Here is a 23,485-nt window from a genome sequence, read left to right as displayed (position 1 = left end):
AAAACAAGCGACTCAACAAATACTGCCAATCATGCACCAGATGCGCGATGGACTGTACTTATGCTTGATGGTAGGACGTGACCCGCTCCACCTCGCTCTTCGATCCCAGGAACACCGGCACCCGCTGGTGCAGTTTTTCCGGCTGGACGTCCATGATGCGCCGGGCGCCGTTGGTGGCCGCGCCGCCGGCCTGCTCGACGATGAACGCCATCGGATTGGCTTCGTACATCAGGCGCAGCTTGCCGGGCTTGCCCGGTTCGCGCGCGTCGGCCGGGTACATGAAGACGCCGCCGCGGTTGAGGATGCGGTGCACGTCGGCCACCATCGAGGCGATCCAGCGCATGTTGAAATTGCTGCCGCGCGGACCGGCGTCGCCGGCCAGCAATTCGTTCACATAGCGCGTCACCGGCGGGAACCAGTGGCGGGCGTTGGAGGCGTTGATCGCGAATTCACGCGTTTCAGCCGGGATCTGCATGTTGCGCTGGGTCAGCACCCAGGAGCCCATCTCGCGGTCCAGCGTGAAGCAGTTGACGCCGTTGCCGGTGGTCAGTACCAGCACGGTTTGCGGGCCGTACACCGCATAGCCGGCGGCAACCTGCTGGCTGCCCGGCTGCAGGAAATCCTGTTCGGTCGGTTCGCCCATGCCTTCCGCCGCTTTCAGCACCGAGAAGATGGTGCCGATCGAGACATTGACGTCGATGTTGGAAGAGCCGTCGAGCGGATCGAACAGCAGCAGGTATTCGCCCTTCGGATAGCGGTTCGGGATCGGGTGAATGGTTTCCATCTCTTCCGACGCCATCGCCGCCAGATGGCCGCCCCATTCATTGGCTTCGAGCAGGATTTCGTTGGAAATGATGTCGAGCTTTTTCTGCACTTCGCCCTGCACGTTCTCCGTCTCTGCGCTGCCCATGACTTCGCCCAAAGCGCCCTTGCCGACCGCATGGCTGATGGTCTTGCAGGCGCGCGCGACGACTTCGATCAAGAGCCGCAATTCGGCCGGGATGGTGTTGTTCTGGCGCTGTTCTTCCACCAGGTATTGTGTCAGGCTGATGCGTTTCATGAATTTCCTTTCTAACTATGGTACCGCCCCGCTCCCGCAAGCGGGAGCGGGGCAAATGCATATCAAGCCGCCAGCGCCTTCGACACCACTTCGGCCACGTCCTTCGACAGTTTCTTGGCCTTTGCGACTTTCTGCAGCGCGACCTGCATCTGCAGGCGCAGCGCCGGCCGGTATTTCTTCCAGTGGTCCAGCGTGCGCGCCAGGCGTGCCGCCACTTGCGGGTTGATCGCATTGAGCGCGATCACCTGCTCGGCCCAGAACGCGTAGCCGCTGCCGTCGGGCGCATGGAATTGCGCCGGATTGCCGTTGCAGAAACTGAAAATCAGGCTGCGCGCGCGGTTCGGATTGGCGATAGTGAATGCCGGATGCGCGATCAGCTTCCTGACTGCGGCGACATCGGTGGTGCGCGCGGTGGCTTGCAGGCTGAACCATTTGTCGATCACCAGCGCTTCCTTCTTGAAATCCTTGTAAAAACGCTGCAAGGGCTTGGCGGCGCTCTTGCTGCCGGAATTGACCAGGCAGATCAGAGCAGCCAGGCGATCGGTCATGTTGTCGGCGCCAGCATCCTGCGCGTGCGCCAGCTGCAGCGCGCTGTCGTCATTCCAGTCCAGCAGGTACGACAGCGCCAGATTTTTCAGCGCGCGCTTGCCGGCCGAAGCTGCATCAGGACTGTATTTGCCGCTGCCGAGATTTTCTTCATAAGCGGCCAGAAAGTCCGCCTTCAGCGCTTGCGCCAGGCTGGTGCGCATGAAGCGGCGTGCCGCATGTATCGCGTGCGGATCGACCACTGCGCACTGCTCGGCCAGCAATGACTCCGACGGCAGCGTCAGCACCAGTTCGCGGAAGGCCGGATCGAGCGTACTGTCGTTCAGCACCGCGCGCATCGATTCGATGAACAGTGCATCCAGTTCCAGCGCTGGCTCGGCTGCGGCTTGCAGCGTCGCAGTCAGTGCCAGCAGGCGCTGCATCGCCAGGCGCTGGCCGGCTTCCCAGCGGTTGAACGGATCGCTGTCGAACGCCAGCAAGTGCGCCAGTTCCTGGTCCGAATATGCGTAATCGAGCAGCACCGGCGCCGAGAAATTGCGCAGCAGCGACGGAACCGGTTGTTCGCCTACCCGGGTGAAGCGGAAAGTCTGACGCGTCTTGGTGAATTCCAGCACGCAGGTGGTGTGGCCGGCTTGGCAGGTTTGATCGTTTGCCAGCGGCGCCCGTCCTTTTTTCTGTGCAATTTCCAGATGCAGCGGCATATCCCTGCCATGCGCGTCCAGCAAGCCGATCGCAAACGGGATGTGGAACGGCTGCTTCTTGCCTTGGCCGGGCGTGGCCGGGCAGGATTGCGCCAGCGTCACCTCATAGGTTTGCGCATCGGCATCGTATTTGGTCTGCACCTTCACCCGCGGCGTACCGGCCTGGCTGTACCAGCGCTCGAACTGGGACAGGTCGCGGCCGTTGGCGTCGGCCATCGCGGCGCGGAAATCGTCGCAGGATACCGCCTGGCCGTCGTGCCGCGCGAAATACAGATCCATGCCCTTGCGGAAACCCTCGCGCCCCAGCAGCGTCTGGTACATGCGCACCACTTCCGCGCCTTTTTCGTAGATCGTGACCGTATAGAAATTATTGATCTCGACATAGCTGTCGGGCCGCACCGGATGCGCCATCGGGCCGGCGTCCTCGGAAAACTGCACCTGGCGCAGCACCCGCACGTCCTCGATGCGCTTGACCGCGCGGCCGCTGTCGGAGCCGATCATGTCGGCCGAGAATTCCTGGTCGCGGAACACCGTCAAACCTTCCTTCAGCGACAGCTGGAACCAGTCGCGGCAGGTGACGCGGTTGCCGGTCCAGTTGTGGAAATACTCGTGGCCGACCACCGACTCGATATTCGCGTAGTCGGCGTCGGTGGCGATGCTCGGATTGGCCAGCACGTACTTGGTGTTGAAAATGTTCAGGCCCTTGTTTTCCATCGCGCCCATGTTGAAATCGCCGACGGCGACGATCATGAAGCGGTCCAGGTCCAGCTCCAGGCCGAAGCGCTGCTGATCCCAGCGGATGCTGTGTTTCAGCGAGTCCATCGCGTGCTGGGTCTTGTCCAGGTTGCCCGGCTCGACCCATACTTGCAGCAAGGCCCTGCGGCCGGATTGGAGCTTGAATTTCTCTTCCTGGCAGACCAGCTTGCCGGCCACCAGCGCGAACAGGTAGGACGGTTTCTTGAACGGGTCTTGCCACTTCGCATAGTGGCGACCGCCGCCCAGGTCGCCCTGTTCGACCAGATTGCCGTTCGACAGCAGCACCGGATATTTCTTCTTGTCGGCGCGCAGCATCACCGTGTATTGCGCCATCACGTCCGGGCGATCCGGGAAGTAGGTGATCTTGCGAAAGCCTTCCGCTTCGCATTGGGTGAAGAAATTGCCGTTCGAGACATACAGTCCCATCATCGTGGTGTTCCGGTCCGGATGGATCAGGGTTTCGATTTCCAGCGTGACCTGATCCGGCGCATCGGCAATTTGCAAAATCGCGCCGGACAGCGTGTAGCCGCCCTTGGCGCGCTTGCTCAGCAATTCCCCGTTCATGCGCAGCGACAGCAGCTCCAGCCCCTCGCCATGCAGCACCAGATTCTTGCCGGCCGCCGCGGGATTGCGCGTCATCGTGATGCGGGTGGCAACGCGGGTGGCGTGCGGATCGAGGTCGAAGCCCATTTCCACGGTGCTGACGGTATAACCAGGCGCAGCGTAATCCGCGCGGAAAATTGTATTGGGAGTATTGGTTCGCATGGGGAAATCATCCAATGGAAGAGATGCAAAACGGCATTTTACCAATCGCCGCGCAATGCTTGCTGAAATGCGGCCCGACTGTTGCGCCGGCACAGGGTCGCCGCAACGTCGCGCTTCATCGGCAAGTGGATTTTTTCCGGGAAAAGATTTCAGAAAAATACATACATTGCGCTGTATTTTTCATTGCCGCATATAAAACATGCAGAAAATTCAATGTTTTATGGTATACCCGGGCATACCCGGCCTGTGCAAGCTCCGGGTTATGTTGCAATCTAGCCGTAATAGATCTGCCCGGCCACGGTGACGATCAGGGTCAGCGCCACCACGACAATACTGACGACAAATAAGCGCGCCATGGCGGCTGCTCCCGGGCTATCAGCCGAGCGTTCTTGCGGTGGCTGTTCCGGGGTTTGCTGCGGATTCTCTGCGGGGGATGTCATGTTTTCCTTAGGGGATCAAAATACTCGAACCTGTCGTCTTGCGCGACTCCAGGTCTATGTGGGCTTGCACGACATCTTTCAGCGCATAACGCTGATTAATCTCGATCTTCACTTTACCGCTTTCAACCATTGCAAACAGTTCGCCTGCCATCGCCAGCAAATCCTCGCGCTTGGCAGTGTAATTCATCAGCGACGGGCGGGTGATGAAGAGCGAGCCGCGCGATGCCAGTTCGTTCAGGCTGAACGGCGGCACCGGCCCGGAGGCGTTGCCGAAACTGACCATCATCCCCAGCGGCGACAGGCAATCGAGCGAGCCGATGAAGGTATCGTTGCCGATCGAGTCGTAGACTACCGGCACGCCTTTGCCGCCGGTGATTTCCCTGACCCGAAGGGCGAAATTCTCGGTGTTGTAATTGATCACGTGGGCGCAGCCGTGCGCCTTGGCCAGCGCGCCTTTTGCGTCCGAGCCGACGGTGCCGATCATGGTCACGCCCAGCGCACGCGCCCACTGGCAAGCGATCAGGCCGACCCCGCCGGCGGCCGCATGGAACAGGATGGTTTCACCGCCCTGCAGCCGGTAGGTGCGGCGAAACAGGTATTGCACCGTCAAGCCCTGCAGCATCATCGCCGCGGCAGTCTCGAAGTCGATCGCGTCCGGCAGCCGGACCAGCGCCGCCGCCGGCATCAGGCGCACTTCGGCATAGGCGCCGATCGGGCGGCCAGCGTAGGCGACGCGGTCGCCGACTTTTATGTCGGTAACGCCGGCGCCGACCGCCTCCACCACGCCGGCGCCTTCCATCCCGAGGCCGGCCGGCAACGGTTGCGGATACAGACCGGTGCGGAAATACACATCGATGAAATTCAGGCCGCAGGCGACATTGCGCACCCGCGCCTCGCCCGGGCCGGGTGCGCCGACCTCGACCTCGATGTATTCCATCACCTCCGGGCCGCCTGTGGTACTGATGCGAATCGCTTTTGACATGATGCCTCCTAAGATTTCTTTCGTGATAACAGGTACATCCCGCACAGCACCAGCGCGGTGCCGGTCAGCTGAATCCCGGTCACCGGCTCGCCCAGAATGACGGCCGCCAGAAACAGCGTCGATACCGGCCCCACCATGCCCGCCAGCGAAGCGGTGCCGGCGCCGACACGCGCCACCGCAATCATCGTCATGAATACCGGCAGCACGGTGCAAAACAGCGCATTCACCAGCGACAGCCCGTACACCGGCAGCGGCTGCAGCAGCATCGAGAGCGGCCGCAGCAGGAAGAATTGGCCGATGCAGGCTACGCTGGAGACGCACATCGCGTACGCCACCAGGCGCAGGGTGCCGACGCGCTGCAGCAGCTCGCCGGAAAAAATCAGGTACAGCGCATACGACACCGCGCTGCCGAGCACGAACGCGCCGCCCAGCCAGACGTTGCTGCCGCCGCGGCTGACGTCGTGCATGAACACGAATACCGTGCCCAGGTACGACACTGCCAGCGCGCCCCACTCGAAGCGGGAAATGCGCTTCTTGAAGATAAACACCGACAACAGCAGCACGAAAGTCGGGGTCAGGAACAGGATCAGCCGCTCCAGCCCGGCGCTGATGTGCTGCAGGCCGAGGAAGTCGAGAAAGCTGGCCAGGTAGTAGCCGAGCAAGCCCAGCACCGCGACGCGGGCCCGATCGGCATCCGACAACGGCGCCGCCGACCAGCCCTGCCAGAGCGCGACGGCGGCGAACACCGGCACCGAGAACAGCATCCGGAACGCCAGCAGGGTAATCGCATCGACCGGATAGCGGTAGATCAGCTTGGCGACGATCGCCTTGCCGGAAAAAAGCACCGCGCCGGCAACCGCAATCGCCAGGCCGATCAGGAATTCCTTGCGCGCCGCCTGCTGCAAAGGGGAGGTGGTCATGTTCAAAATATTTCCAGATGACGCCGCGCATGCTCGCATGCATGCTGCCCGGTCATTGTGATGCCACGTAAATAGACGGGGTATGCAAATAAATTATCGGATTACCGCAATATTGTATTGCCACAATTAAAAATACCAATAGCAGTATAAATACAATTCGAAATTACTGCAGAGCAGCCGCGCACGGCTCCTTGCCACATCCATGCCGGCTTGACGCGGGGTTAGCGTGGGGTTAGCGCGGGGCTAGCGCTTGAACAGCGAACCCAGTACGCCGCGAATGATCTCGCGCCCCACCTGCGAACCGATACTGCGCGCCGCTGATTTCACCATCGCCTCGACCGGCGATTCGCGCCGCTGCCGCCGCCCAACAGGCCGCCCAGCAAGCCGCCGAGGCCGCCACCGTCGGTCGCGGCCTCGGCCGGTGCACCACGCGGCGAGGCTCCCGCAGCTGCCACCCGGTTCCTGATGCTTTCGTAAGCCGAGGCGCGATCGAGCGTTTTTTCATACACTCCGGCCACCACCGAGGCCGCCATCACCGCCTGCCGCTCGGCCGCGCTGATCGGGCCGATCTGCGACGCCGGCGGCAGGATGAACGCGCGCTCGACCACGTTCGGCCGGCCCTTTTCGTCCAGAAACGACACCAGCGCCTCGCCCACGCCGAGTTCGGTGATGATTTGCGCGGTGTCGAGCGCCGGATTCGGGCGGAACGTGTCGGCCGCCGCCTTGACCGCCTTCTGGTCGCGCGGCGTGTAGGCGCGCAAGGCGTGCTGGACCCGGTTGCCGAGCTGGCCCAGTACGGTATCGGGAATGTCGAGCGGGTTTTGCGTGACGAAGAACACGCCGACGCCCTTGGAGCGGATCAGGCGCACCACCTGCTCGATTTTTTGCAGCAGCGGCTTGGGTGCCTCGTCGAACAGCAAATGCGCCTCGTCGAAGAAGAACACCAGCTTCGGCTGGTCCAGGTCGCCGACTTCCGGCAGGTTCTCGAACAGCTCCGACAACAGCCAAAGCAAGAAAATCGCATACAGGCGCGGCGAATTCATCAGCTTGTCGGCCGCCAGGATATTCACGACGCCGCGGCCGTTGGCATCCGTTTGCAGCAGATCGTCGATATTCAGCATCGGTTCGCCGAAGAAGCGGTCGCCGCCCTGCTCTTCGATGGCGATCAGGCCGCGCTGGATGGCACCGATGCTGGCGGCTGAAATATTGCCGTATTCGGTCTGGAAGCTGGCCGCATTGTCGCCGACCTCCTGCAGCATCGCCCGCAAATCCTTGGCGTCCAGCAGCAGCAGGCCGTTATCGTCGGCGATCTTGAACACCAGCTGCAGCACCCCTTCCTGGGTTTCGTTCAGGTTCAGCATGCGCGCCAGCAGCAGCGGGCCGAGGTCGGAAATGGTGGCGCGCACAGGATGGCCTGCTGCGCCGAACACGTCCCAGAACGTCACCGGGCAGGCCGACCAGGCTGGCTCCTCAATGCCCAGCATCTGCAGCCGCTGCCGCATCTTGTCGGAAGGCGCGCCGGCCTTGGCCAGGCCGGACAAATCGCCCTTCACGTCCGACATGAAGACCGGCACGCCGAGGTCCGACAAGGCTTGCGCGATCACCTGCAAGGTCACCGTCTTGCCGGTGCCGGTGGCGCCGGTGATGCAGCCGTGCCGATTCACCAAGTTCGGCAGCAGGCCGATATCAACCGCAGGCTTGCTATGGGTATCTTTGGCGATCGGGAGAGGATTTGGCATTGTTCGGCGCTTTTTCGAGGGCGGTGAGGCGGGATTTGACCGGGAACCGGTATGATAAAATATTCGATTCATTATAGCGAACTCGCCTTAGAAAGATACGCCATGGCAGGACATAGCAAATGGGCCAATATCAAGCATAAGAAGGCCGCCACCGATGCCAAGCGCGGCAAGGTCTGGACCCGTCTGATCAAGGAAATCACGGTCGGCGCGCGCATGGGCGGCGCCGACATCGCCACCAATCCGCGCCTGCGGCTGGCGGTGGACAAGGCGGCCGACGCCAACATGCCGAAGGAAAACGTCACGCGCGCGATCCAGCGCGGCAGCGGCAGCCTGGAAGGCGCCAGCTACGAGGAAATCCGCTACGAAGGCTACGGCATCAACGGCGCCGCCATCATCGTCGATTGCATGACCGACAACCGGGTGCGCACGGTGGCCGAAGTGCGCCACGCATTTTCCAAGTTCGGCGGCAACATGGGCACCGAAGGTTCGGTCGCATTCCTGTTCCAGCACTGCGGCCAACTCCTGTTCGCCCCCGGCACCGATGAAGATGCGCTGATGGAAGCGGCGCTCGACGCCGGCGCCGAAGACGTGCTCACCGACGAAGAAGGCGGGATTGAGGTATTGTGCCCGCCGTTCGAGTTTGCCAGCGTCAAGGATGCGCTGGAGAAAGCCGGCTTCAAGGCCGAAGTGGCTGAAATCGTCATGAAGCCGTCGACCGAGATCGTGTTTACCGGCGACGATGCGGTCAAAATGCAGAAATTGCTCGACGCGCTGGAAAATCTGGACGACGTGCAAGAGGTGTATACCAACGCGGTCATCGACGGGGAATAATGCCTGTTTCGCGCACGGCGAATATACTGCACTTAACTTTTTGGCGATAACACTTATGAAAATCCTGGTAGTTGGCTCCGGTGGCCGCGAACATGCGCTGGCATGGAAACTGGCCCAATCCGAACGCGTGCAAGTGGTGTATGTCGCGCCCGGCAACGGCGGCACCGCGCTCGACGCGCGACTGCAGAACATTGCGCTGACCGACCCGCTGGCGCTGGCGGAATTCGCGCAGAAAGAGCATATCGAACTGACCGTGGTCGGCCCGGAAACCCCGCTGGCTGGCGGCATCGTGAATATCTTTCGCCAGCACGGGCTGAAAATCTTCGGCCCCACCAAGGAAGCCGCCCAACTCGAAAGTTCGAAGGACTTCGCCAAGGCCTTCATGCAGCGCCACGCGATCCCGACCGCCGAATACCAGACCTTTACCGACATCGTCGCCGCGCATGACTACGTAAACAGCAAAGGGGCGCCGATCGTCATCAAGGCCGACGGCCTGGCCGCCGGCAAGGGCGTGGTGGTCGCGATGTCGATAGAAGAGGCGCATGCCGCAGTCGACATGATGCTGGCAGACAATGCCTTCGGCGACGCCGGCGCACGGGTCGTGATCGAGGAATTCCTGGCCGGCGAAGAAGCCAGCTTCATCGTCATGGTCGACGGCAAGGACATCCTGCCGCTGGCCAGCAGCCAGGACCACAAGCGCCTGAAAGACCGCGACGAAGGCCCGAACACCGGCGGCATGGGCGCCTATTCGCCGGCGCCGATCGTCACACCCGAGCTGCACGCGCGCGTGATGCGCGAAATCATCACGCCCACCGTGCAGGGCATGGCCAGGGACGGCATTCCGTTTTCCGGCTTCCTGTACGCCGGCCTGATGATCGATGCGCAAGGCAATCCGAAAACCCTGGAATTCAACTGCCGCATGGGCGACCCGGAAACCCAGCCGATCATGGCGCGCCTGAAGAGCGATCTGGCCACGGTGATGGAGCACGCCACCGACGGCACGCTCGGCACGGTAGAGCTGGTATGGGATCGCCGCACCGCGCTGGGCGTGGTGCTGGCCGCCGCCGGCTACCCTGAGGCGCCGCGCGCAGGCGATCTGATCAGCGGCATCCCCGCGGAGACGCCCGACTGCATTACGTTTCACGCCGGCACCGCATTGCGCGATGACAAGCTGGTCACCGCCGGCGGACGCGTGCTGTGCGTGGTGGGCTTGGGCGATAGCGTCAAGATGGCGCAAAAACAGGCGTACGACACAATCGAGAAAATCCATTTCGACGGCGCCCAGCATCGCAGCGACATCGGCTGGCGCGCCATCCGCCACCCTAGCTGATTGCGCGCAGAGCAGCGGCTCGAGACCCGGGCCGCTGCCCTCGCACGTTTTGCACTCACATGAAGTCACGGCAAGGTACAATCCGCCGGTGTGTTTTTTCCTACTACCTGCCGATGCCAGCACCCACTTCATCTTCACGCGTCAAAACCTATTTTCTCGAACTGCAGAGCCGTATTGTCGCAGCGCTCGAAGAAATCGACGGCAAGCCGTTCCTCTCCGACGCGTGGCAACGCCCGGAAGGCGGTGGCGGCATCTCGCGTGTGATTGAAGAAGGCCGGGTATTCGAGCGCGGCGGCGTCAATTTCTCCCATGTGACCGGCACAAGCCTGCCGCCATCGGCTGCAGCGGCGCGCCCGGAACTGGCGGGACGCAATTGGGAAGCGATGGGCGTATCGCTGGTATTGCATCCGCGCAACCCATACGCACCGACCGTGCACATGAACGTGCGTTTCTTCATTACCACGGAAGAAGGCAAGGAGGCGGTCTGGTGGTTCGGCGGCGGCATGGATCTGACCCCGTATTACGGCTTCGAGGAAGATGCGGTCCATTTCCACCGGACTTGCAAGCAAGCGCTGGTCGGCTACAGCGAAGACGGCGGCTTGCATGCGGAATTCAAGAAATGGTGCGACGACTATTTTTACCTGAGGCATCGCAAGGAAGCACGCGGCATCGGCGGCATCTTTTTCGATGACTTCAACCGGCTCGATTTCGCCCAAAGCTTTGCCATGACGCAAAGCGTCGGCGATCATTTCATTGACGCCTACCTGCCGCTGCTGGCAAGGCGCAAGGATATGCGGTACGGCGAAACCGAACGCGACTTCCAGGCTTACCGCCGCGGCCGTTACGTCGAATTCAATCTAGTGTTCGATCGTGGTACCCTGTTCGGCCTGCAATCGGGCGGACGCACCGAAGCTATCCTGATGTCGATGCCGCCGGTGGCCAAATGGCGCTACGACTGGAAACCGCAAGCCGGCAGCGTCGAGGCCAGGCTATGCACCGAATTTCTGATCGCGCGGGAATGGATCTGATGCGCCCCCAGCCGGGGCGGCGCTGCGTGGTTGTGCTGGGCGGCAGTTTCGATCCGATCCATCAGGGCCACATCGCGCTGGCCGCATGTTTTTCGCGCCTGCTGGAACCGGATGAATTGCGCATTCTGCCGGCCGGCAACCCGTGGCAAAAAACCCAGGGCCTAAAAGCCTCGGCACAGGACCGGGTCGAAATGGTGCGGCTCGCCTTTGCGGCAGCCAACATGCCGGTCGTCATCGACGAGCAGGAAATTCGCCGCACCAGCGTCAGCGGCGAGGCCAGTTACACGCTCGATACGCTGCGCCTGCTGCGCGACGAACTGGGGCCGGATAGCTCGATTGCGTTTCTGATGGGGGCCGATCAGCTGCTGGGATTGCATACTTGGCACAACTGGCAGAAATTGTTTGATTATGCCCATATCTGCGTTGCATCCAGACCGGGTTTTACGCTGAACATGACGGATCTGCCGCTGGAAGTCACGACAGAATTCGCCCAGCGCATCGGCACCCCGGAGCAAATTCGCAATGCTGCGTGCGGTTTGACCTGCCTGGCATCGGACCTGGCAGTCGACATCTCTGCCACTGAAATCCGGCACGCGCTGCAACATGGGGACCAGCCCAACTCGCTGATTCCCGCCGTAGTGCTAGACTATATTCAACAACATCATCTATATAAGAACTAAATGGAACTCAAAAAACTGCAAACCCTCGTCATTGACGCTCTGGAAGACGTCAAGGCGCAAGACATCAATGTCTTCGATACCGTCCATCTGACCAGCCTGTTCGACCGCATCGTAATCGCCTCCGGCACCTCGAATCGCCAGACCAAGGCGCTGGCCGCGTCGGTGCGCGACAAGGTCAAGGCCGCCGGCGGCGAAGTCCTGAGCATGGAGGGCGAAGACACCGGCGAGTGGGTACTGGTCGACTTGGGCGACATCATCGTCCACATCATGCAGCCGACCATCCGCGCCTACTACCGGCTGGAGGAAATCTGGGGCGACAAGGAAGTCAAGTTCGGCGCCGCCAAGCGCACCGCGAAAAAAACCGACGATGCCGCAGAAGCGCCCAAGCGCGCGGTTTCCCGCCATCTGGCGGCATCGCAAACCACCGTCGACGATGCGCCGGCGGCCAAAAAGCCATCCACTCGCAAGCCGGCCGCAAAAACCGGCGCAGAACCTGCAAAAAAACGCGCGGCCAAGCCCCCGGTCGGCAAAACCGTCAAGGTCGCGGCCAGCAAGAGTGCAGCCAGCGCCAAGAAAGCTCCGGCCAAACGCGCCCCCCGGGCCAAAGCTGCCAGCTAAACAGCGGGCGTCATGCAACTCGTCATCGCAGCCGTCGGGCACAAGATGCCTGCGTGGATCGAGGCCGGCTTTACTGAATACAGCAAGCGCATGCCGCCCGAAATCCGCATCCATCTGAAGGAAATCAAACCGGTCGAGCGTTCCGGCAGCAAGACGGCCGAGACCGCGATGGCGCTGGAGCGCAGCAGGATCGAAGCGGCGCTCCCGAAAGGGGCGCGCATCATTGCGCTCGACGAGCGCGGCCGCGACCTGACTTCGGTGCAGTTATCCCAATATTTGACGCAATGGCAGCAAGACGGCCGAGATGTCGCCCTGGTCATCGGCGGCGCCGATGGTCTCGATGCCCAATTCAAGGCCGGCGCCGAGATGCTGATCCGCATCTCCAGCCTGACCTTGCCGCACGGCATGGTACGCGTCATACTAGCCGAGCAACTATACCGAGCCTGGTCGATCACCCAAAACCATCCCTACCACCGCGTCTGAGCACTCCATGAAGCTACCCGAACGGAAAATCTACCTGGCATCAAAAAGCCCGCGCAGGCGCGAGTTGCTACGTCAAATCGGCGTCGAATTTGAAATACTGCAGTTGCGCGATCACACTGCGCGCGGCCCGGACGTGAGTGAAGCCGTCCGTCCGGACGAATTGCCGCACGAATACGTGGCAAGGGTATGCGGCGAAAAGGCATCTTTTGCTTGGCAAATGATACAGAAGCGCCGGCTACCCTCGCGCCCGGTGCTGGCGGCCGATACCACGGTCGTGATCGACGGCAAGATCCTCGGCAAACCTGCATGTACCGCCGAAGCGATTGAAATGATGCGGCAGCTATCCGGGCGCACCCATCAAGTGATGACCAGTATTGCGCTGCACCACAATGCGCAGTCATGGCAACTGACCCAGATATCCGAAGTGACGTTCGCCGACTTGTCCGAATCAACGATTGACCGCTACTGCGCCACCCATGAACCATACGACAAGGCGGGCGGCTATGGAATCCAGGGCCTGGCCGCAGTTTTCATCCGGCATATCTCCGGCAGCTATTCCGGCATCATGGGGCTGCCGCTGTTTGAAACCACACAACTATTACAAGAAGCCGGCATCCGGCCACTATGAGCCTCCATGAGTGAAAACATCCTTATCAACATTACGCCCCAGGAAACTCGGGTAGCCCTGATCCTGCAAGGCGCGGTCCAGGAACTGCATATCGAACGCACGCTGTCGCGCGGCCGGGTCGGCAACGTCTATTCGGGGAAAGTGGTGCGCGTTTTGCCGGGCATGCAATCGGCTTTCATCGATATCGGACTGGAACGCGCAGCTTTCCTGCACGTTGCCGATATCTGGGAAGCGCGCCCGCACGACGGCGCCAGCGCCGCGCCGACCGCCATCGAAAAAATCCTGCATGACGGCCAGGCTCTGACGGTACAAGTCGTCAAGGATCCGATCGGCACCAAGGGCGCCCGCTTATCGACCCAGGTTTCGATTGCCGGCCGCATGCTGGTATATCTGCCGCAAGATCCGCATATCGGCATCTCGCAGCGGATTGAGAACGAAGCGGGACGCGAGCTGCTGCGCAACCGGGTCCAGAGCCTGCTGCCGGCGGAGGAAAAAGGCGGCTACATCGTGCGCACCATGGCTGAGGAAGCATCGGATGCCGATCTGCAGGCAGATATCGAATATCTGCGCAAAACATGGAGCGCAATCACCGATGCGTCGCGCACCAAAGCAGCGCCGCAATTGCTGTATCAGGACCTGAGCCTGGCGCAGCGCGTACTGCGCGATTTTGTGCATGACGACACCGCCAACATCCAGATCGACTCGCGCGAGAACTTCATCCGGCTGCACGATTTCGCCACCGTCTACACGCCCAGCGTCTTGGGCCGGATGCAGCACTACACCGGCGAGCGCCCGCTGTTCGACCTGTATGGCGTCGAAGAGGAAATCGAGCGTGCACTGGGGCGCCGCGTCGACCTGAAATCCGGCGGCTACCTGATCGTCGACCAGACCGAGGCGATGACCACCATCGACGTCAATACCGGCGGCTATGTCGGCGGCCGCAACTTCGACGACACCATTTTCAAGACCAACCTGGAAGCCGCGCATGCGATCGCGCGCCAGTTGCGCCTGCGCAATCTGGGCGGCATCATCGTCCTCGATTTCATCGACATGGAAAACCTTGAACATCGCAATGCGGTGCTGGCCGAACTCAAGAAAACCCTGTCGCGCGACCGCACCAAGGTTTCGGTCAGCACCTTCTCCGCGCTGGGCTTAGTCGAGATGACGCGCAAGCGCACCCGTGAATCGCTGGCGCATATTTTATGCGAATCCTGCCCGGCCTGCGGCGGCAAGGGCGAAGTCAAGACCGCGCGCACCATTTGCTACGAAATTCTGCGTGAACTGCTGCGCGAAGCAAAACAATTCAACCCGCGCGAATTCCGCGTTCTGGCCGCGCAAGTCGTGATCGACATGTTCCTGGAAGAAGAATCCCAGCACCTGGCGATGCTGGGCGACTTCATCGGCAAGCCGATTTCACTGCAGGTCGAAACCGTCTATCAGCAGGAACAGTACGACATTATCCTGATGTAACTCAACAGCCTGTCATATCCAGCATGTTGCAAACACAAGGCAATAAGATGCTTGGCGAATAATAGACTAAAAGGCGATGAAGACACAAAAGTCCGTTCAGCGTCTTTTTTACGCGTTATGGCCAGACGACGCTACCCGCTCGGCGCTGATCAAGCTGCAGACACCGCTGCAGGGGCGCATAACGCCCCCCGAGGACCTGCATCTGACGCTCGTTTTCCTGGGAACACAACCGACCGCGTCGCTGCCGGCACTGCAGGCATTGCTGGCCGAACTGCCGGCAGCGGCAATCATGCTGAACGTCGATTGCCTGGGGCATTTTCCCAAGAGTAGAATTGCCTGGGCGGGCAGCCAGCATCCGCCCGCCACGCTGGAGGCGCTTCGACAGGCCCTGCTTGCAGCGCTGGTGGAGCAAAATATCGCGGTCGACCAAGGTGCACACTTCAAGCCCCACATCACACTGGCTCGGAATGCGGTAGTGCCTCCCGCGCCGGAGATCACTGCGATCGTCTGGCGCGCCGATCACGTCGCCCTGGTGCAATCGACCACCACTGGCAGCGCACCCCGCTATCGCCTGCTGGCATCGCGCCGGCTTGAAGGTGTCTGAAAATAATCAATCCGCCGTTACTGCCACTTTGCTTGCGACAGGCGGCTCGGCTGCGGCAAGCTTGCGCAACACTTGCGCGGCTGCCACCAGACCGAAAGAGGCGGTAACCACCATCGCCGAGCCGAAACCGGCGCAATTGAGCCCGGTGATGCCGGCGCTGTCGCCTGCGTCCACCTCGCAGACCTCGGCACCTTCGGGAGAACGCAAAGGCTCGGTCGAGAACACCGCATCGATGCCGAATTTGTTTTTGGCGCCGCGCGGAAAGCCATGCTGGGCGCGCAACAGTTTCCGCACTTTCGCCAGCAACGGTTCCTGCTCGGTTCTGGCCAGATCGCGCACCTCGATCCTGGTCGGATCGATCTGGCCGCCGGCACTGCCGATAGTAATCAGCGGTATCGCATGCGCACTGCAATAGGCAATCAGCGCCGACTTGGCCCGCACGCTGTCGATGGCATCAATCACGTAATCGAAGTCATGCGCGCCGATCATTGCATCAAGGTTGTCGGGCGCGACGAAATCCTCGACCTCGGTGACGCGGCAATACGGATTGATCTGTCCGATGCGCTGCGCCAGCGCAGTCACCTTGGCCTGGCCCAGAGTCGCCGACAATGCCTGGATCTGGCGGTTGACATTCGATTCCGCCACGTTATCGAGATCGATCAGGGTCAGATGCCCGATTGCGCTGCGCGCCAAAGCCTCCACCGCCCAGGAGCCAACGCCGCCGACGCCGACCACGCAGACCCGTGCGGCCCGAAAGCGCTGCAGCGCTGCAGCGCCATACAAGCGCGCGACGCCGCCGAAACGACGGTCGAAATCGATGTCTTCCGGGAGCATCGGTGTTGCAAGTTCCGTTATTGTGTTCATGGCGCCATTTTAAGTGAAACTGCAATAAAATCAGCGCCAATGCTTTATGTATACTGAGCAAGGTTACAGTTAAACGAGGTAGCGCCATGCAAAATGCATTATTTACGCCGGTTCCCGGCTTCGATCAGCCGATTGCGGTGCTCAAGCACTGCCACGACCGCATCCGCAAACAAATCGGCACGATGCAAAGATTGTTGTCACATCTGCCGCAACATGGCGCGGATGTTGACGCACAACAAGCCGCAAAATCCATACTGCAGTATTTTAATAAAGCGGCGCACAATCATCATGCGGATGAAGAGGAAGACCTGCTGCCGATGCTGCAAACCTCGGCGCAAGGAGACGATGCAGCATCGCTGGCAGAGTTATTGCCGCTGATTCTGCAGGAACATCAGCAAATGGATGCTGCGTGGCAAGTGCTCGACCGGCAATTGCAGCGCATTGCCGCAGGTGAAAAAGCCGGCACCAACAGCCTGCTCTTAGAGGAACGCGACGTCAGCCTTTTCGCCGAACTATATGCCGGTCATATGCAAAAGGAAGAAACCCGGATCGCACCGATGGCATTGCGCCTGTTCAGTGCGGCGCAAATGGCGCAGTTAGGCGAAGCGATGCGCTTGCGTCGTGCAATTACACAATAAATAACCAGGAATGAAGATGTCGATAGCAGATTTAAGGAAAGAATACATGCACGCCAGCCTGTCGGAATCGGATGTTGCAGCGGACCCGATGACACAGTTCAAGAAATGGTTTGATGAAGCACTCGCGGCAAAAGTGCCGGAAGCCAATGCGATGAGCCTGGCAACGGTGGCTGCCAATGGGCGCCCTTCGTCACGTATCGTGCTGATCAAGGATTTCGATCAGCGCGGATTTTCCTGGTACACCAATTACGAAAGCCGCAAGGGACATGAGTTGCACCAGAACCAGCACGCGGCGCTGTTGTTCCATTGGATCGAACTGGAGCGGCAAGTGCGTATCGAGGGCCGCGTCGAACCCATTTCCGCAGAAGAAAATGATGCCTATTTCCAGAGCCGGCCGCTAGGCAGCCGGATCGGTGCAATTGCATCATCCCAAAGCGAGCCGGTTGCCAGCCGTGAAGTGCTGGAAACGCGCTATGCCGATGCCGAAGCAAAACATGGCGCACATCCTCTGCGCCCGGCGCACTGGGGCGGCTACCGCTTGATTCCGGACTATCTCGAATTCTGGCAAGGCCGCAGCTCCCGTCTGCATGACAGGATCGCTTTCAAGCTGCAAGCCGATGGCAGCTGGGCCCGGTTACGACTGCAACCGTAGGCATTGGCCTGATGTTTTGACGGGTGCGCAACAGGCAGTACTGACTCAGCTGCACGGAGGTGATCGTGTTTTGGGAAAAGAAACTGACGCAATGGATTGCGGATATCCGCAAACACTCCGCGCTGCCGCTGCGGCTGGAGTTATGGAACGGGCAGCAGTTCGATTTCGGCTCGGGGCAGCCTGATGTCACCATCCGGGTGCCGCACTCTTCCGCGGTGCACTACCTGTTGACGCCATCGCTGGCAAGCCTGGGCGAAGCCTATGTCGAAGGAAAAATCGAAATCGAAGGCCGCGCAACGCAGATAATCCGCATCGGCAGCGCACTGGCCGGCCAAGCGCACGCCGGCAAGCTTGCCCGCATCGCCAGGACCATCCGCCACAACAAGCAGCGCGATGCCGAGGCGATCCGCTATCACTACGATGTCTCGAATGCGTTTTATCAAGCCTGGCTGGACGAGAATTTGGTGTATTCCTGCGCCTACTTCGAAAATGGCGAGGAAGATCTGGCCACCGCGCAACTGAAGAAGATCGATCACATCCTGACCAAGATCCGGCTCGAGCCCGGCCACACCCTGCTCGATATCGGCTGCGGCTGGGGGGCGCTGGTGCTGCGCGCCGCACAACAATTTGGCGCCAATTGCGTCGGCATCACTTTGTCCGAGAAGCAGTACGAATTTGCCAGAAAACGGGTCGAACAGGCCGGTCTGGCAGACCGGGTTGAAATCCGCCTGCAGGATTACCGCGACATCAACGGCAGTTTCGACCGCATCACCAGCGTCGGCATGTTCGAGCATGTCGGTCTGAATCACCTGCCGGATTATTTCGCCAAAATCCGCAGCCTGCTGACAGAAGACGGGCTGGTCATGAACCACGGCATTACTTCAACCGACCCCGATAGCGGCGAAACCGCGTATGGCGGCGGCGAGTTCATCGATAAATATGTGTTTCCGCACGGCGAATTGCCGCATATCGGGCTGGTGCTGAAAACCATGCAGGAAGGCGGGCTGGAAGCGCTCGATATCGAAAACCTGCGGCGCCATTACGCCCGTACCTGCAGCATCTGGATCGACAATTTCGAAACCCATGCCGATCGGATCAAGATGATGACCGACGACCGCCATTACCGCATCTGGCGCGTCTATCTGGCAGGCTGCGCCCACGCTTTCACGCACGACTGGATATCCCTGTATCAAGTGATATGCAGCAAGGCCGGCCGGGATGCCTCCGCACACCCGTGGTCGCGCAAATACATTTACAGATAAGTTGGCGAATAACCGCGTCAAACCACTTTTATCTTTTCCGCGTATTCCCGCATCTTCGCGAGGCCCGGTTCATTGCGCGGCCAGATCAGGCTTGCGCCATCATCAAGGTAACGCGGCACTACATGCATATGCAGATGCGGCACGGTCTGCCAACCGGCTGGTTTGTTCGTTTGCAGCAGGGTGATGCCTTCCGGCGCAAAGGCGCGCTGTATCGCCTTGGCGATTTTATGCGCGGCCCGCATCAGCGCCACGGCGGATTCCTCGTCGGCATCCAGCAAGGTTTCGTAAGGTTTTTTCGTCGCCACCAGAACATGGCCCGGATTGACCTGACCGGCATCCATGAAAGCAAACACCCAGTCATCTTCATAAACTTTTGCGCTGGGAATTTCGCCCAGCAGTATTTTTTCAAAAATGGTCGTCATGACGCCCTCATCGACTGCAACCCCTTGTTCTTGGCCGTAACTCTCAGCCCTTGCTCTTGCCGGCGAAAATACTCCTGAATTTCTCCAGTTTCGGCGCCACCACAAAGGCGCAATAACCCTGCTCCGGATGCTTGCGGAAATAATTCTGGTGACAGTCTTCGGCCTTGTAATAGGGCTGTTCCGGGCACAGTTCGGTGACGATCGGCGCATCCCATACATTCGCCATCTCCTTGATGACGTGCTGGGCGGTATCCTTCTGTTGCGCAGAATGATAATAAATGACCGAACGATATTGGCTGCCGCAATCGTTGCCTTGCCGGTTCAGCGTGGTCGGATCATGGATGATAAAAAATATCTCCAATATTTGGCGATAACTGACGATCGTGTCATCGAACGTCAGCCGCACCACTTCGGCGTGACCGGTGCTGCCTTCGCATACTTGCGCATAGGTCGGGTTCGGCAGCTGGCCGCCGCTATAACCGGACTCGACCTGCTGCACGCCGCTCAACTCCTGATACACGGCTTCCAGGCACCAGAAGCAACCACCGCCCAGCGTTGCGATTTCAATTGCCATAATCAATCTCCTCTTTGATGCCTCACAGCATGACTTTAGCGCAAACGGTTCTAGAACGCTTGCATTCCTTCACCCGCATGACAAGCACTTCTGCGCCGTTTCCAGGATAATGTTTAAAACTTTCTGGATCACCAATGCATACACGCTCCGCACGCGCCCTGTCGCGTGAATTTGACACGCCGCATTTTCGGCATGCATTATCACAGTTTGCCACCGGCGTGACGATTATCACCACGCGCTTGGCCGACGGCACCTTGCTGGGCCTGACCGCCAGCTCGTTCAATTCGGTTTCGCTCGAACCGCCGCTGGTGTTGTGGAGTCTGGGCAATCGTGCCAGCAGCATGGAAGCATTCGCCGGCAACTCGCATTACGTGATCAATGTGCTGGCGCTCGACCAGGCCCCGCTGGCAGAGCGTTTCTCCAGGCCGATCAAAAACCGCTTCGAAGGCGTTGAGTACGAGTTGTCGCGTACCGGACATCCGATCCTGAAAGGCGTCTCAGCCTGGTTCGAATGCCATAACCGCAGCCGCTACCCGGAAGGCGACCACGTGATTTTTGTCGGCGAGGTCGAACGGTGCGCAGCATATCCTCAGCCTGCGCTGGTATTTCATAACGGCAAGTTTGTTACGACGCAACCGGCAGAAGACTAATACTCGCCATCGTATTATTTATACCCGCACCCATAAATTGCCACAAAGTATATATTTAAACATATACCCCCTATATTTCACATTCGGATTTACAGCAGCCACAACATGAAATTCAAGATGCGGCGCGTCAGCTTGCCGTAGGGCGGGAAGAACATGCACGCCATCAGCAGCCGGCTGCGAAGCACCGGGCACTGGTGCGAGAATGCCTTGAAGCCGTAGCGGTCATGCGCACTGCCGATGCAGGAATGGTTGGCGCCGCCAAATGGCAGGCCGCCATGCGCGTACTGCACCATGCAATCATCCACCCGCACCGCGCCGCCGAACAGCACGCGGGCACCGCGGGCGGCGGCCGTTGAGTTCCGGTTCCGGCTCGGTATTGAAGTACCAGTGTTCTGGTCTGCAGCAATGCTGCGATGCCGATCGGCGTATGAATGAACGCGCTGCGGTCTTCGGGGCCGGCTTCCAGCAGGCATAGGTCAAACCGAGGCCGACGTAGGGGCGAAACAAGGCTTTCGGCTCCAGAAAGCGCCATTGCACGAACAGGGTCGGCGGCAGTGATTCAACCGTACCCAGCTTGCCCGCGCCCTGGATGGAGCCGGCGCCTTCGAGTTCGTGAGTGTACGGGATGCCGAGATGGAATTCCGCCGAGAGATTATCTGTAAACATGTAACTGGCGGCGATGATGGCCTAGGTGTCGCTGCGCACATCGGCTTTGGTTCCGGGCAAGGCCGGTGCGCTCATGTCGCCGCTTTTGACTTTCGGCGTGATCTGATTGACGCCGGCCTTGAGCAACCAGACGCCGGCGCTTTGGGCCAGTGCCGTGCCGCTGGCTGTCGCCGCTGCGGCGAATGCCAGTACTATAATCGCGCCTTGCAATTGTTTTTTCATGCTGCCTCCTGAACCTTCGATGTAATAACGTCCAATGCCATATTCGGAACTGATCGGCTACGCTGCCGCCATCCTGACCACTGCCGCCTTCGTCCCGCAAGCGTGGCTGACATGGCGAACCCGGCGCGCCGATGGCGTGTCGCTCGGCATGTACAGCATATTCACAGTAGGGGTAATGCTATGGCTGGCGTACGGCGTGCTGCTCGGTTCCTGGCCGATGATTGCAGCCAACAGCATCACCCTGCTGCTGGCCCTGTTCATCCTGCTGATGAAAATCCGCCACGGCTGAACCAGCGCCGATGGGCAGGCCATGTGATATCGATCGACCCTAAAACAATGGCCATGCGTAGCGGACGCCGTGATCAAGGCAGCCTGCAGCACCAGCTGTGCGCTCACTGAACCGTCAATACCTGGCCGGCAGGCCCGGTGATCTGTCGCAGTCCGTCGCCCAGGCTGAGAAAATATTCACCCGACGGGCTGATGACAACCGCATGCACAGCGCGCGAATCCGAAAAATACTGCCAACCGTACGCCGCGTCTTGCGGCCGGCTGCTGTTGGGCACCACCTGCAGCATCGGGCTCGCCCGATGGCCGTCGCCAGCTTGGGCTTGATCGGGCCCAGCCACCGCAGCTGCGCTCGCGATGACTGCAGCCGAGGCTATGAGGGTCAGGAAAAATGTCGAAGTCATGATGTCTCCTCTTTCAGTCTGAAGCGGTTCACGAGAACCGTACCGACAGTTTTGCAAGAGGAAGATGAACAAAGCCTGAATGCAATGTTCACCTGCGCGACAGGATGCATTACATTGCGTCAGAATTCGAAGCTGAGCGCTACCGAACCGCAGACATGGGTGGACGCCTGCTCCCGAAACCTCTGGAAACAATAAACGCCCACCGCCGCCAAGCCCTGAACGGGCCAAAGGTACCGCAGGTTTTAGAGCATGCGCTCCAGGATGCCGGCCGAGTCGTGGGCGGCGCGACGCAACCGGTCGTTGACGCCTTGCCATGCGTGGCCCAGAGGCGGGGATTCGATCAGGATCAGGTCGGCGCCGGCCGCATCCATCGCGCGCAAGGCCGCGTACAGGCCGTAGGCATAGCCATCCGGCGTATCGGGCAGCTCCGACTGGTCGGTTGCCAGCGCGCTCGGCGCCATGCCGTAGCGTATCAAGGCAATGCGCCGCCCAGCCTGATGCAGCCGTTGCACTGTGGCGGTCAGCTGGGCGGGCGCCACCAGCGCCACCGCCGTGCGGGGTGCGTAATGGGCCGCCAGCGTGCCGGATGCGCGCGGCGCGGCGGCGTCCGGCAGGCTGGGCATGACGCCGATGACATCGGCAATCTGGGCCGCGCTGATGTGGCCGGGGCGCAGCAGCACCGGGCCGTGCGTGGCCAGGCGCGACAAGTCCAGGATGGTCGACTCGATGCCGACTGCGCTCTGACCGCCTTCCAGTATCGCTTGTAACAGCGGTTCGTCGCCAAATTCATCCTGCACATGCTGCGCGGTGGTCGGGCTGACGCGGCCGAACTTGTTGGCCGACGGCGCCGCCAGACCGCCCTTGCCGCCCTTGAACGCCCGCAGCAGCGCAAGCGCTACCGGATGCGACGGGCAGCGCAGGCCGATCGAATCCTGCCCGCCCGACACCGCAGCGGGAATCTGCGGCGCGCGCTTCAGGATCAGGGTCAGCGGACCGGGCCAGAACGCCTGCATCAGCGCCTGCGCTTCGGCCGGTATCGATGCGGCCCAATAGCCGATATCGGCCTCCGGCGCCACGTGCACGATCACCGGATGGTCTGACGGCCGGCCCTTGGCCGCATAGATGCTGGCGACCGCCGCCGGGTTTTCCGCGTCGGCGCCCAGCCCGTAGACAGTCTCGGTCGGAAAGGCGACCAGGCCGCCGGCCTCAAGGATCGCAACAGCCTGGCGGATATCGGTGGAAAAAGCGCTCATCGGTGCATTATT

27 protein-coding genes and 1 pseudogene are annotated in these 23,485 nt (G+C 60.6%); 14 read left to right on the top strand and 14 right to left on the bottom strand.

The genetic code is table 11. From position 1 onward, the window contains the following. Positions 1 to 58: 58 nt before the first annotated feature. From HMCN_RS0106615 to HMCN_RS17410, 6 genes and pseudogenes are all read right to left on the bottom strand, one after another. On the bottom strand, positions 59 to 1,060 hold the full coding sequence (locus tag HMCN_RS0106615; protein WP_025916641.1) for a class 1 fructose-bisphosphatase: 1,002 nt from the start codon (positions 1,058 to 1,060) through the stop codon (positions 59 to 61). Between the two features lie 62 nt (positions 1,061 to 1,122). Then, positions 1,123 to 3,828: an aminopeptidase N gene (gene pepN, locus HMCN_RS0106610; protein WP_025916640.1), complete on the bottom strand. Its 2,706-nt coding sequence runs from the start codon at positions 3,826 to 3,828 to the stop codon at positions 1,123 to 1,125. 272 nt (positions 3,829 to 4,100) lie between these two features. Then, a complete protein-coding gene (locus tag HMCN_RS19175; RefSeq protein WP_155837443.1) occupies positions 4,101 to 4,268 on the bottom strand; it encodes a hypothetical protein in 168 nt (55 codons plus the stop codon). Positions 4,269 to 4,275: 7 nt separating this feature from the next. After that, on the bottom strand, positions 4,276 to 5,250 hold the full coding sequence (locus tag HMCN_RS0106595; RefSeq protein WP_025916639.1) for a quinone oxidoreductase: 975 nt from the start codon (positions 5,248 to 5,250) through the stop codon (positions 4,276 to 4,278). Positions 5,251 to 5,258: 8 nt separating this feature from the next. Continuing rightward, entirely contained in the window at positions 5,259 to 6,170 is a 912-nt protein-coding gene (locus HMCN_RS0106590; RefSeq protein WP_025916638.1) for a DMT family transporter, read from the bottom strand. A 243-nt stretch (positions 6,171 to 6,413) separates the two neighbouring features. Next, a pseudogene (locus HMCN_RS17410) lies at positions 6,414 to 7,909 on the bottom strand (helicase HerA-like C-terminal domain-containing protein). Positions 7,910 to 8,011: 102 nt separating this feature from the next. Here HMCN_RS17410 and HMCN_RS0106580 point away from each other — a divergent pair. The 9 genes from HMCN_RS0106580 (at position 8,012) to thpR (ending at position 15,581) form a co-directional block, all read left to right on the top strand. Next, the gene (locus tag HMCN_RS0106580; protein WP_025916637.1) at positions 8,012 to 8,740 is read left to right on the top strand and encodes a YebC/PmpR family DNA-binding transcriptional regulator; all 729 of its coding nucleotides are present in this window, start codon (positions 8,012 to 8,014) and stop codon (positions 8,738 to 8,740) included. A 55-nt stretch (positions 8,741 to 8,795) separates the two neighbouring features. After that, positions 8,796 to 10,070, top strand: coding sequence for a phosphoribosylamine--glycine ligase (gene purD, locus HMCN_RS0106575; protein ID WP_025916636.1), 1,275 nt, complete (start codon positions 8,796 to 8,798; stop codon positions 10,068 to 10,070). 113 nt (positions 10,071 to 10,183) lie between these two features. Beyond that, positions 10,184 to 11,098, top strand: coding sequence for an oxygen-dependent coproporphyrinogen oxidase (hemF, locus tag HMCN_RS0106570; protein ID WP_025916635.1), 915 nt, complete (start codon positions 10,184 to 10,186; stop codon positions 11,096 to 11,098). After that, positions 11,098 to 11,778, top strand: a complete 681-nt coding sequence (locus HMCN_RS0106565) for a nicotinate-nucleotide adenylyltransferase (RefSeq protein ID WP_025916634.1) — start codon at positions 11,098 to 11,100, stop codon at positions 11,776 to 11,778. Before hemF ends, HMCN_RS0106565 begins: the two co-directional genes overlap by 1 nt. After that, entirely contained in the window at positions 11,779 to 12,396 is a 618-nt protein-coding gene (gene rsfS, locus HMCN_RS0106560) for a ribosome silencing factor (protein WP_025916633.1), read from the top strand. Between the two features lie 12 nt (positions 12,397 to 12,408). Continuing rightward, complete coding sequence (gene rlmH, locus HMCN_RS0106555; RefSeq protein ID WP_025916632.1) at positions 12,409 to 12,879, top strand: 23S rRNA (pseudouridine(1915)-N(3))-methyltransferase RlmH; 471 nt, start codon at positions 12,409 to 12,411, stop codon at positions 12,877 to 12,879. A 7-nt stretch (positions 12,880 to 12,886) separates the two neighbouring features. Further along, the gene (locus HMCN_RS0106550; protein ID WP_025916631.1) at positions 12,887 to 13,507 is read left to right on the top strand and encodes a nucleoside triphosphate pyrophosphatase; all 621 of its coding nucleotides are present in this window, start codon (positions 12,887 to 12,889) and stop codon (positions 13,505 to 13,507) included. A 6-nt stretch (positions 13,508 to 13,513) separates the two neighbouring features. Continuing rightward, on the top strand, positions 13,514 to 14,977 hold the full coding sequence (gene rng / locus HMCN_RS0106545) for a ribonuclease G (protein ID WP_025916630.1): 1,464 nt from the start codon (positions 13,514 to 13,516) through the stop codon (positions 14,975 to 14,977). 76 nt (positions 14,978 to 15,053) lie between these two features. Continuing rightward, a complete protein-coding gene (gene thpR, locus HMCN_RS0106540) occupies positions 15,054 to 15,581 on the top strand; it encodes an RNA 2',3'-cyclic phosphodiesterase (protein WP_025916629.1) in 528 nt (175 codons plus the stop codon). Positions 15,582 to 15,587: 6 nt separating this feature from the next. On the opposite strand, the gene tcdA is transcribed toward thpR, so the two are convergent. Next, entirely contained in the window at positions 15,588 to 16,445 is an 858-nt protein-coding gene (tcdA, locus tag HMCN_RS0106535) for a tRNA cyclic N6-threonylcarbamoyladenosine(37) synthase TcdA (protein WP_025916628.1), read from the bottom strand. Positions 16,446 to 16,531: 86 nt separating this feature from the next. Between tcdA and HMCN_RS0106530 the strand changes: the two genes are divergently transcribed. From HMCN_RS0106530 to HMCN_RS0106520, 3 genes are all read left to right on the top strand, one after another. Next, positions 16,532 to 17,083 carry a hemerythrin domain-containing protein gene (locus HMCN_RS0106530; RefSeq protein WP_025916627.1) on the top strand — a complete coding sequence of 184 codons (552 nt, stop codon included), beginning with the start codon at positions 16,532 to 16,534 and terminating at the stop codon, positions 17,081 to 17,083. Between the two features lie 16 nt (positions 17,084 to 17,099). Beyond that, positions 17,100 to 17,735 (top strand): pyridoxamine 5'-phosphate oxidase, encoded by a 636-nt coding sequence (pdxH, locus tag HMCN_RS0106525; protein WP_025916626.1) that lies wholly within the window; start codon positions 17,100 to 17,102, stop codon positions 17,733 to 17,735. A 65-nt stretch (positions 17,736 to 17,800) separates the two neighbouring features. Further along, positions 17,801 to 18,997, top strand: coding sequence for a cyclopropane-fatty-acyl-phospholipid synthase family protein (locus HMCN_RS0106520; RefSeq protein ID WP_025916625.1), 1,197 nt, complete (start codon positions 17,801 to 17,803; stop codon positions 18,995 to 18,997). A 17-nt stretch (positions 18,998 to 19,014) separates the two neighbouring features. Here HMCN_RS0106520 and HMCN_RS0106515 read toward each other — a convergent pair whose 3' ends face one another. Next, complete coding sequence (locus HMCN_RS0106515; protein ID WP_025916624.1) at positions 19,015 to 19,419, bottom strand: HIT family protein; 405 nt, start codon at positions 19,417 to 19,419, stop codon at positions 19,015 to 19,017. Positions 19,420 to 19,462: 43 nt separating this feature from the next. Then, positions 19,463 to 19,993, bottom strand: coding sequence for a peptide-methionine (S)-S-oxide reductase MsrA (gene msrA / locus HMCN_RS0106510; RefSeq protein ID WP_025916623.1), 531 nt, complete (start codon positions 19,991 to 19,993; stop codon positions 19,463 to 19,465). 134 nt (positions 19,994 to 20,127) lie between these two features. Here msrA and HMCN_RS0106505 point away from each other — a divergent pair, with 134 nt between their 5' ends. Next, positions 20,128 to 20,643, top strand: a complete 516-nt coding sequence (locus HMCN_RS0106505) for a flavin reductase family protein (RefSeq protein WP_025916622.1) — start codon at positions 20,128 to 20,130, stop codon at positions 20,641 to 20,643. Between the two features lie 89 nt (positions 20,644 to 20,732). On the opposite strand, the gene HMCN_RS0106500 is transcribed toward HMCN_RS0106505, so the two are convergent. From HMCN_RS0106500 to HMCN_RS19760, 3 genes are read right to left on the bottom strand one after another with little or no spacing between them, the layout of a single operon-like run. Then, complete coding sequence (locus HMCN_RS0106500) at positions 20,733 to 20,936, bottom strand: hypothetical protein (RefSeq protein ID WP_155837441.1); 204 nt, start codon at positions 20,934 to 20,936, stop codon at positions 20,733 to 20,735. 4 nt (positions 20,937 to 20,940) lie between these two features. Continuing rightward, positions 20,941 to 21,324, bottom strand: coding sequence for an OmpW family protein (locus HMCN_RS19765; RefSeq protein WP_255342425.1), 384 nt, complete (start codon positions 21,322 to 21,324; stop codon positions 20,941 to 20,943). Positions 21,325 to 21,330: 6 nt separating this feature from the next. Beyond that, entirely contained in the window at positions 21,331 to 21,531 is a 201-nt protein-coding gene (locus tag HMCN_RS19760; RefSeq protein WP_025916619.1) for a hypothetical protein, read from the bottom strand. A gap of 34 nt (positions 21,532 to 21,565) precedes the next feature. On the opposite strand from HMCN_RS19760, the gene HMCN_RS0106485 reads away from it, so the two are divergent. Beyond that, positions 21,566 to 21,820: a SemiSWEET transporter gene (locus HMCN_RS0106485; protein ID WP_025916618.1), complete on the top strand. Its 255-nt coding sequence runs from the start codon at positions 21,566 to 21,568 to the stop codon at positions 21,818 to 21,820. Positions 21,821 to 21,923: 103 nt separating this feature from the next. On the opposite strand, the gene HMCN_RS18240 is transcribed toward HMCN_RS0106485, so the two are convergent. Both HMCN_RS18240 and HMCN_RS0106475 read right to left on the bottom strand, forming a co-directional pair. Beyond that, positions 21,924 to 22,220, bottom strand: coding sequence for a hypothetical protein (locus tag HMCN_RS18240; protein ID WP_025916617.1), 297 nt, complete (start codon positions 22,218 to 22,220; stop codon positions 21,924 to 21,926). A 242-nt stretch (positions 22,221 to 22,462) separates the two neighbouring features. Continuing rightward, on the bottom strand, positions 22,463 to 23,473 hold the full coding sequence (locus tag HMCN_RS0106475; RefSeq protein WP_035626112.1) for an L-threonylcarbamoyladenylate synthase: 1,011 nt from the start codon (positions 23,471 to 23,473) through the stop codon (positions 22,463 to 22,465). Between the last annotated feature and the right edge of the window lie 12 nt (positions 23,474 to 23,485).

This window comes from Herminiimonas sp. CN, assembly GCF_000622895.1.
Classification (GTDB): domain Bacteria; phylum Pseudomonadota; class Gammaproteobacteria; order Burkholderiales; family Burkholderiaceae_D; genus AVCC01.
This window is presented reverse-complemented; position numbering and strand designations above follow the sequence as displayed.

Excerpts from the sequence above, each read along its gene's own strand:
- HMCN_RS0106615 (WP_025916641.1), bottom strand. The coding sequence starts at position 1,060 with ATGAAACGCATCAGCCTGACACAATACCTGGTGGAAGAACAGCGCCAG.
- pepN (WP_025916640.1), bottom strand. The coding sequence starts at position 3,828 with ATGCGAACCAATACTCCCAATACAATTTTCCGCGCGGATTACGCTGCG.
- HMCN_RS19175 (WP_155837443.1), bottom strand. The coding sequence starts at position 4,268 with ATGACATCCCCCGCAGAGAATCCGCAGCAAACCCCGGAACAGCCACCG.
- HMCN_RS0106595 (WP_025916639.1), bottom strand. The coding sequence starts at position 5,250 with ATGTCAAAAGCGATTCGCATCAGTACCACAGGCGGCCCGGAGGTGATG.
- HMCN_RS0106590 (WP_025916638.1), bottom strand. The coding sequence starts at position 6,170 with ATGACCACCTCCCCTTTGCAGCAGGCGGCGCGCAAGGAATTCCTGATC.
- HMCN_RS0106580 (WP_025916637.1), top strand. The coding sequence starts at position 8,012 with ATGGCAGGACATAGCAAATGGGCCAATATCAAGCATAAGAAGGCCGCC.
- purD (WP_025916636.1), top strand. The coding sequence starts at position 8,796 with ATGAAAATCCTGGTAGTTGGCTCCGGTGGCCGCGAACATGCGCTGGCA.
- hemF (WP_025916635.1), top strand. The coding sequence starts at position 10,184 with ATGCCAGCACCCACTTCATCTTCACGCGTCAAAACCTATTTTCTCGAA.
- HMCN_RS0106565 (WP_025916634.1), top strand. The coding sequence starts at position 11,098 with ATGCGCCCCCAGCCGGGGCGGCGCTGCGTGGTTGTGCTGGGCGGCAGT.
- rsfS (WP_025916633.1), top strand. The coding sequence starts at position 11,779 with ATGGAACTCAAAAAACTGCAAACCCTCGTCATTGACGCTCTGGAAGAC.
- rlmH (WP_025916632.1), top strand. The coding sequence starts at position 12,409 with ATGCAACTCGTCATCGCAGCCGTCGGGCACAAGATGCCTGCGTGGATC.
- HMCN_RS0106550 (WP_025916631.1), top strand. The coding sequence starts at position 12,887 with ATGAAGCTACCCGAACGGAAAATCTACCTGGCATCAAAAAGCCCGCGC.
- rng (WP_025916630.1), top strand. The coding sequence starts at position 13,514 with ATGAGTGAAAACATCCTTATCAACATTACGCCCCAGGAAACTCGGGTA.
- thpR (WP_025916629.1), top strand. The coding sequence starts at position 15,054 with ATGAAGACACAAAAGTCCGTTCAGCGTCTTTTTTACGCGTTATGGCCA.
- tcdA (WP_025916628.1), bottom strand. The coding sequence starts at position 16,445 with ATGAACACAATAACGGAACTTGCAACACCGATGCTCCCGGAAGACATC.
- HMCN_RS0106530 (WP_025916627.1), top strand. The coding sequence starts at position 16,532 with ATGCAAAATGCATTATTTACGCCGGTTCCCGGCTTCGATCAGCCGATT.
- pdxH (WP_025916626.1), top strand. The coding sequence starts at position 17,100 with ATGTCGATAGCAGATTTAAGGAAAGAATACATGCACGCCAGCCTGTCG.
- HMCN_RS0106515 (WP_025916624.1), bottom strand. The coding sequence starts at position 19,419 with ATGACGACCATTTTTGAAAAAATACTGCTGGGCGAAATTCCCAGCGCA.
- msrA (WP_025916623.1), bottom strand. The coding sequence starts at position 19,993 with ATGGCAATTGAAATCGCAACGCTGGGCGGTGGTTGCTTCTGGTGCCTG.
- HMCN_RS0106505 (WP_025916622.1), top strand. The coding sequence starts at position 20,128 with ATGCATACACGCTCCGCACGCGCCCTGTCGCGTGAATTTGACACGCCG.
- HMCN_RS0106500 (WP_155837441.1), bottom strand. The coding sequence starts at position 20,936 with ATGGTGCAGTACGCGCATGGCGGCCTGCCATTTGGCGGCGCCAACCAT.
- HMCN_RS19760 (WP_025916619.1), bottom strand. The coding sequence starts at position 21,531 with ATGAAAAAACAATTGCAAGGCGCGATTATAGTACTGGCATTCGCCGCA.
- HMCN_RS0106485 (WP_025916618.1), top strand. The coding sequence starts at position 21,566 with ATGCCATATTCGGAACTGATCGGCTACGCTGCCGCCATCCTGACCACT.
- HMCN_RS18240 (WP_025916617.1), bottom strand. The coding sequence starts at position 22,220 with ATGACTTCGACATTTTTCCTGACCCTCATAGCCTCGGCTGCAGTCATC.
- HMCN_RS0106475 (WP_035626112.1), bottom strand. The coding sequence starts at position 23,473 with ATGAGCGCTTTTTCCACCGATATCCGCCAGGCTGTTGCGATCCTTGAG.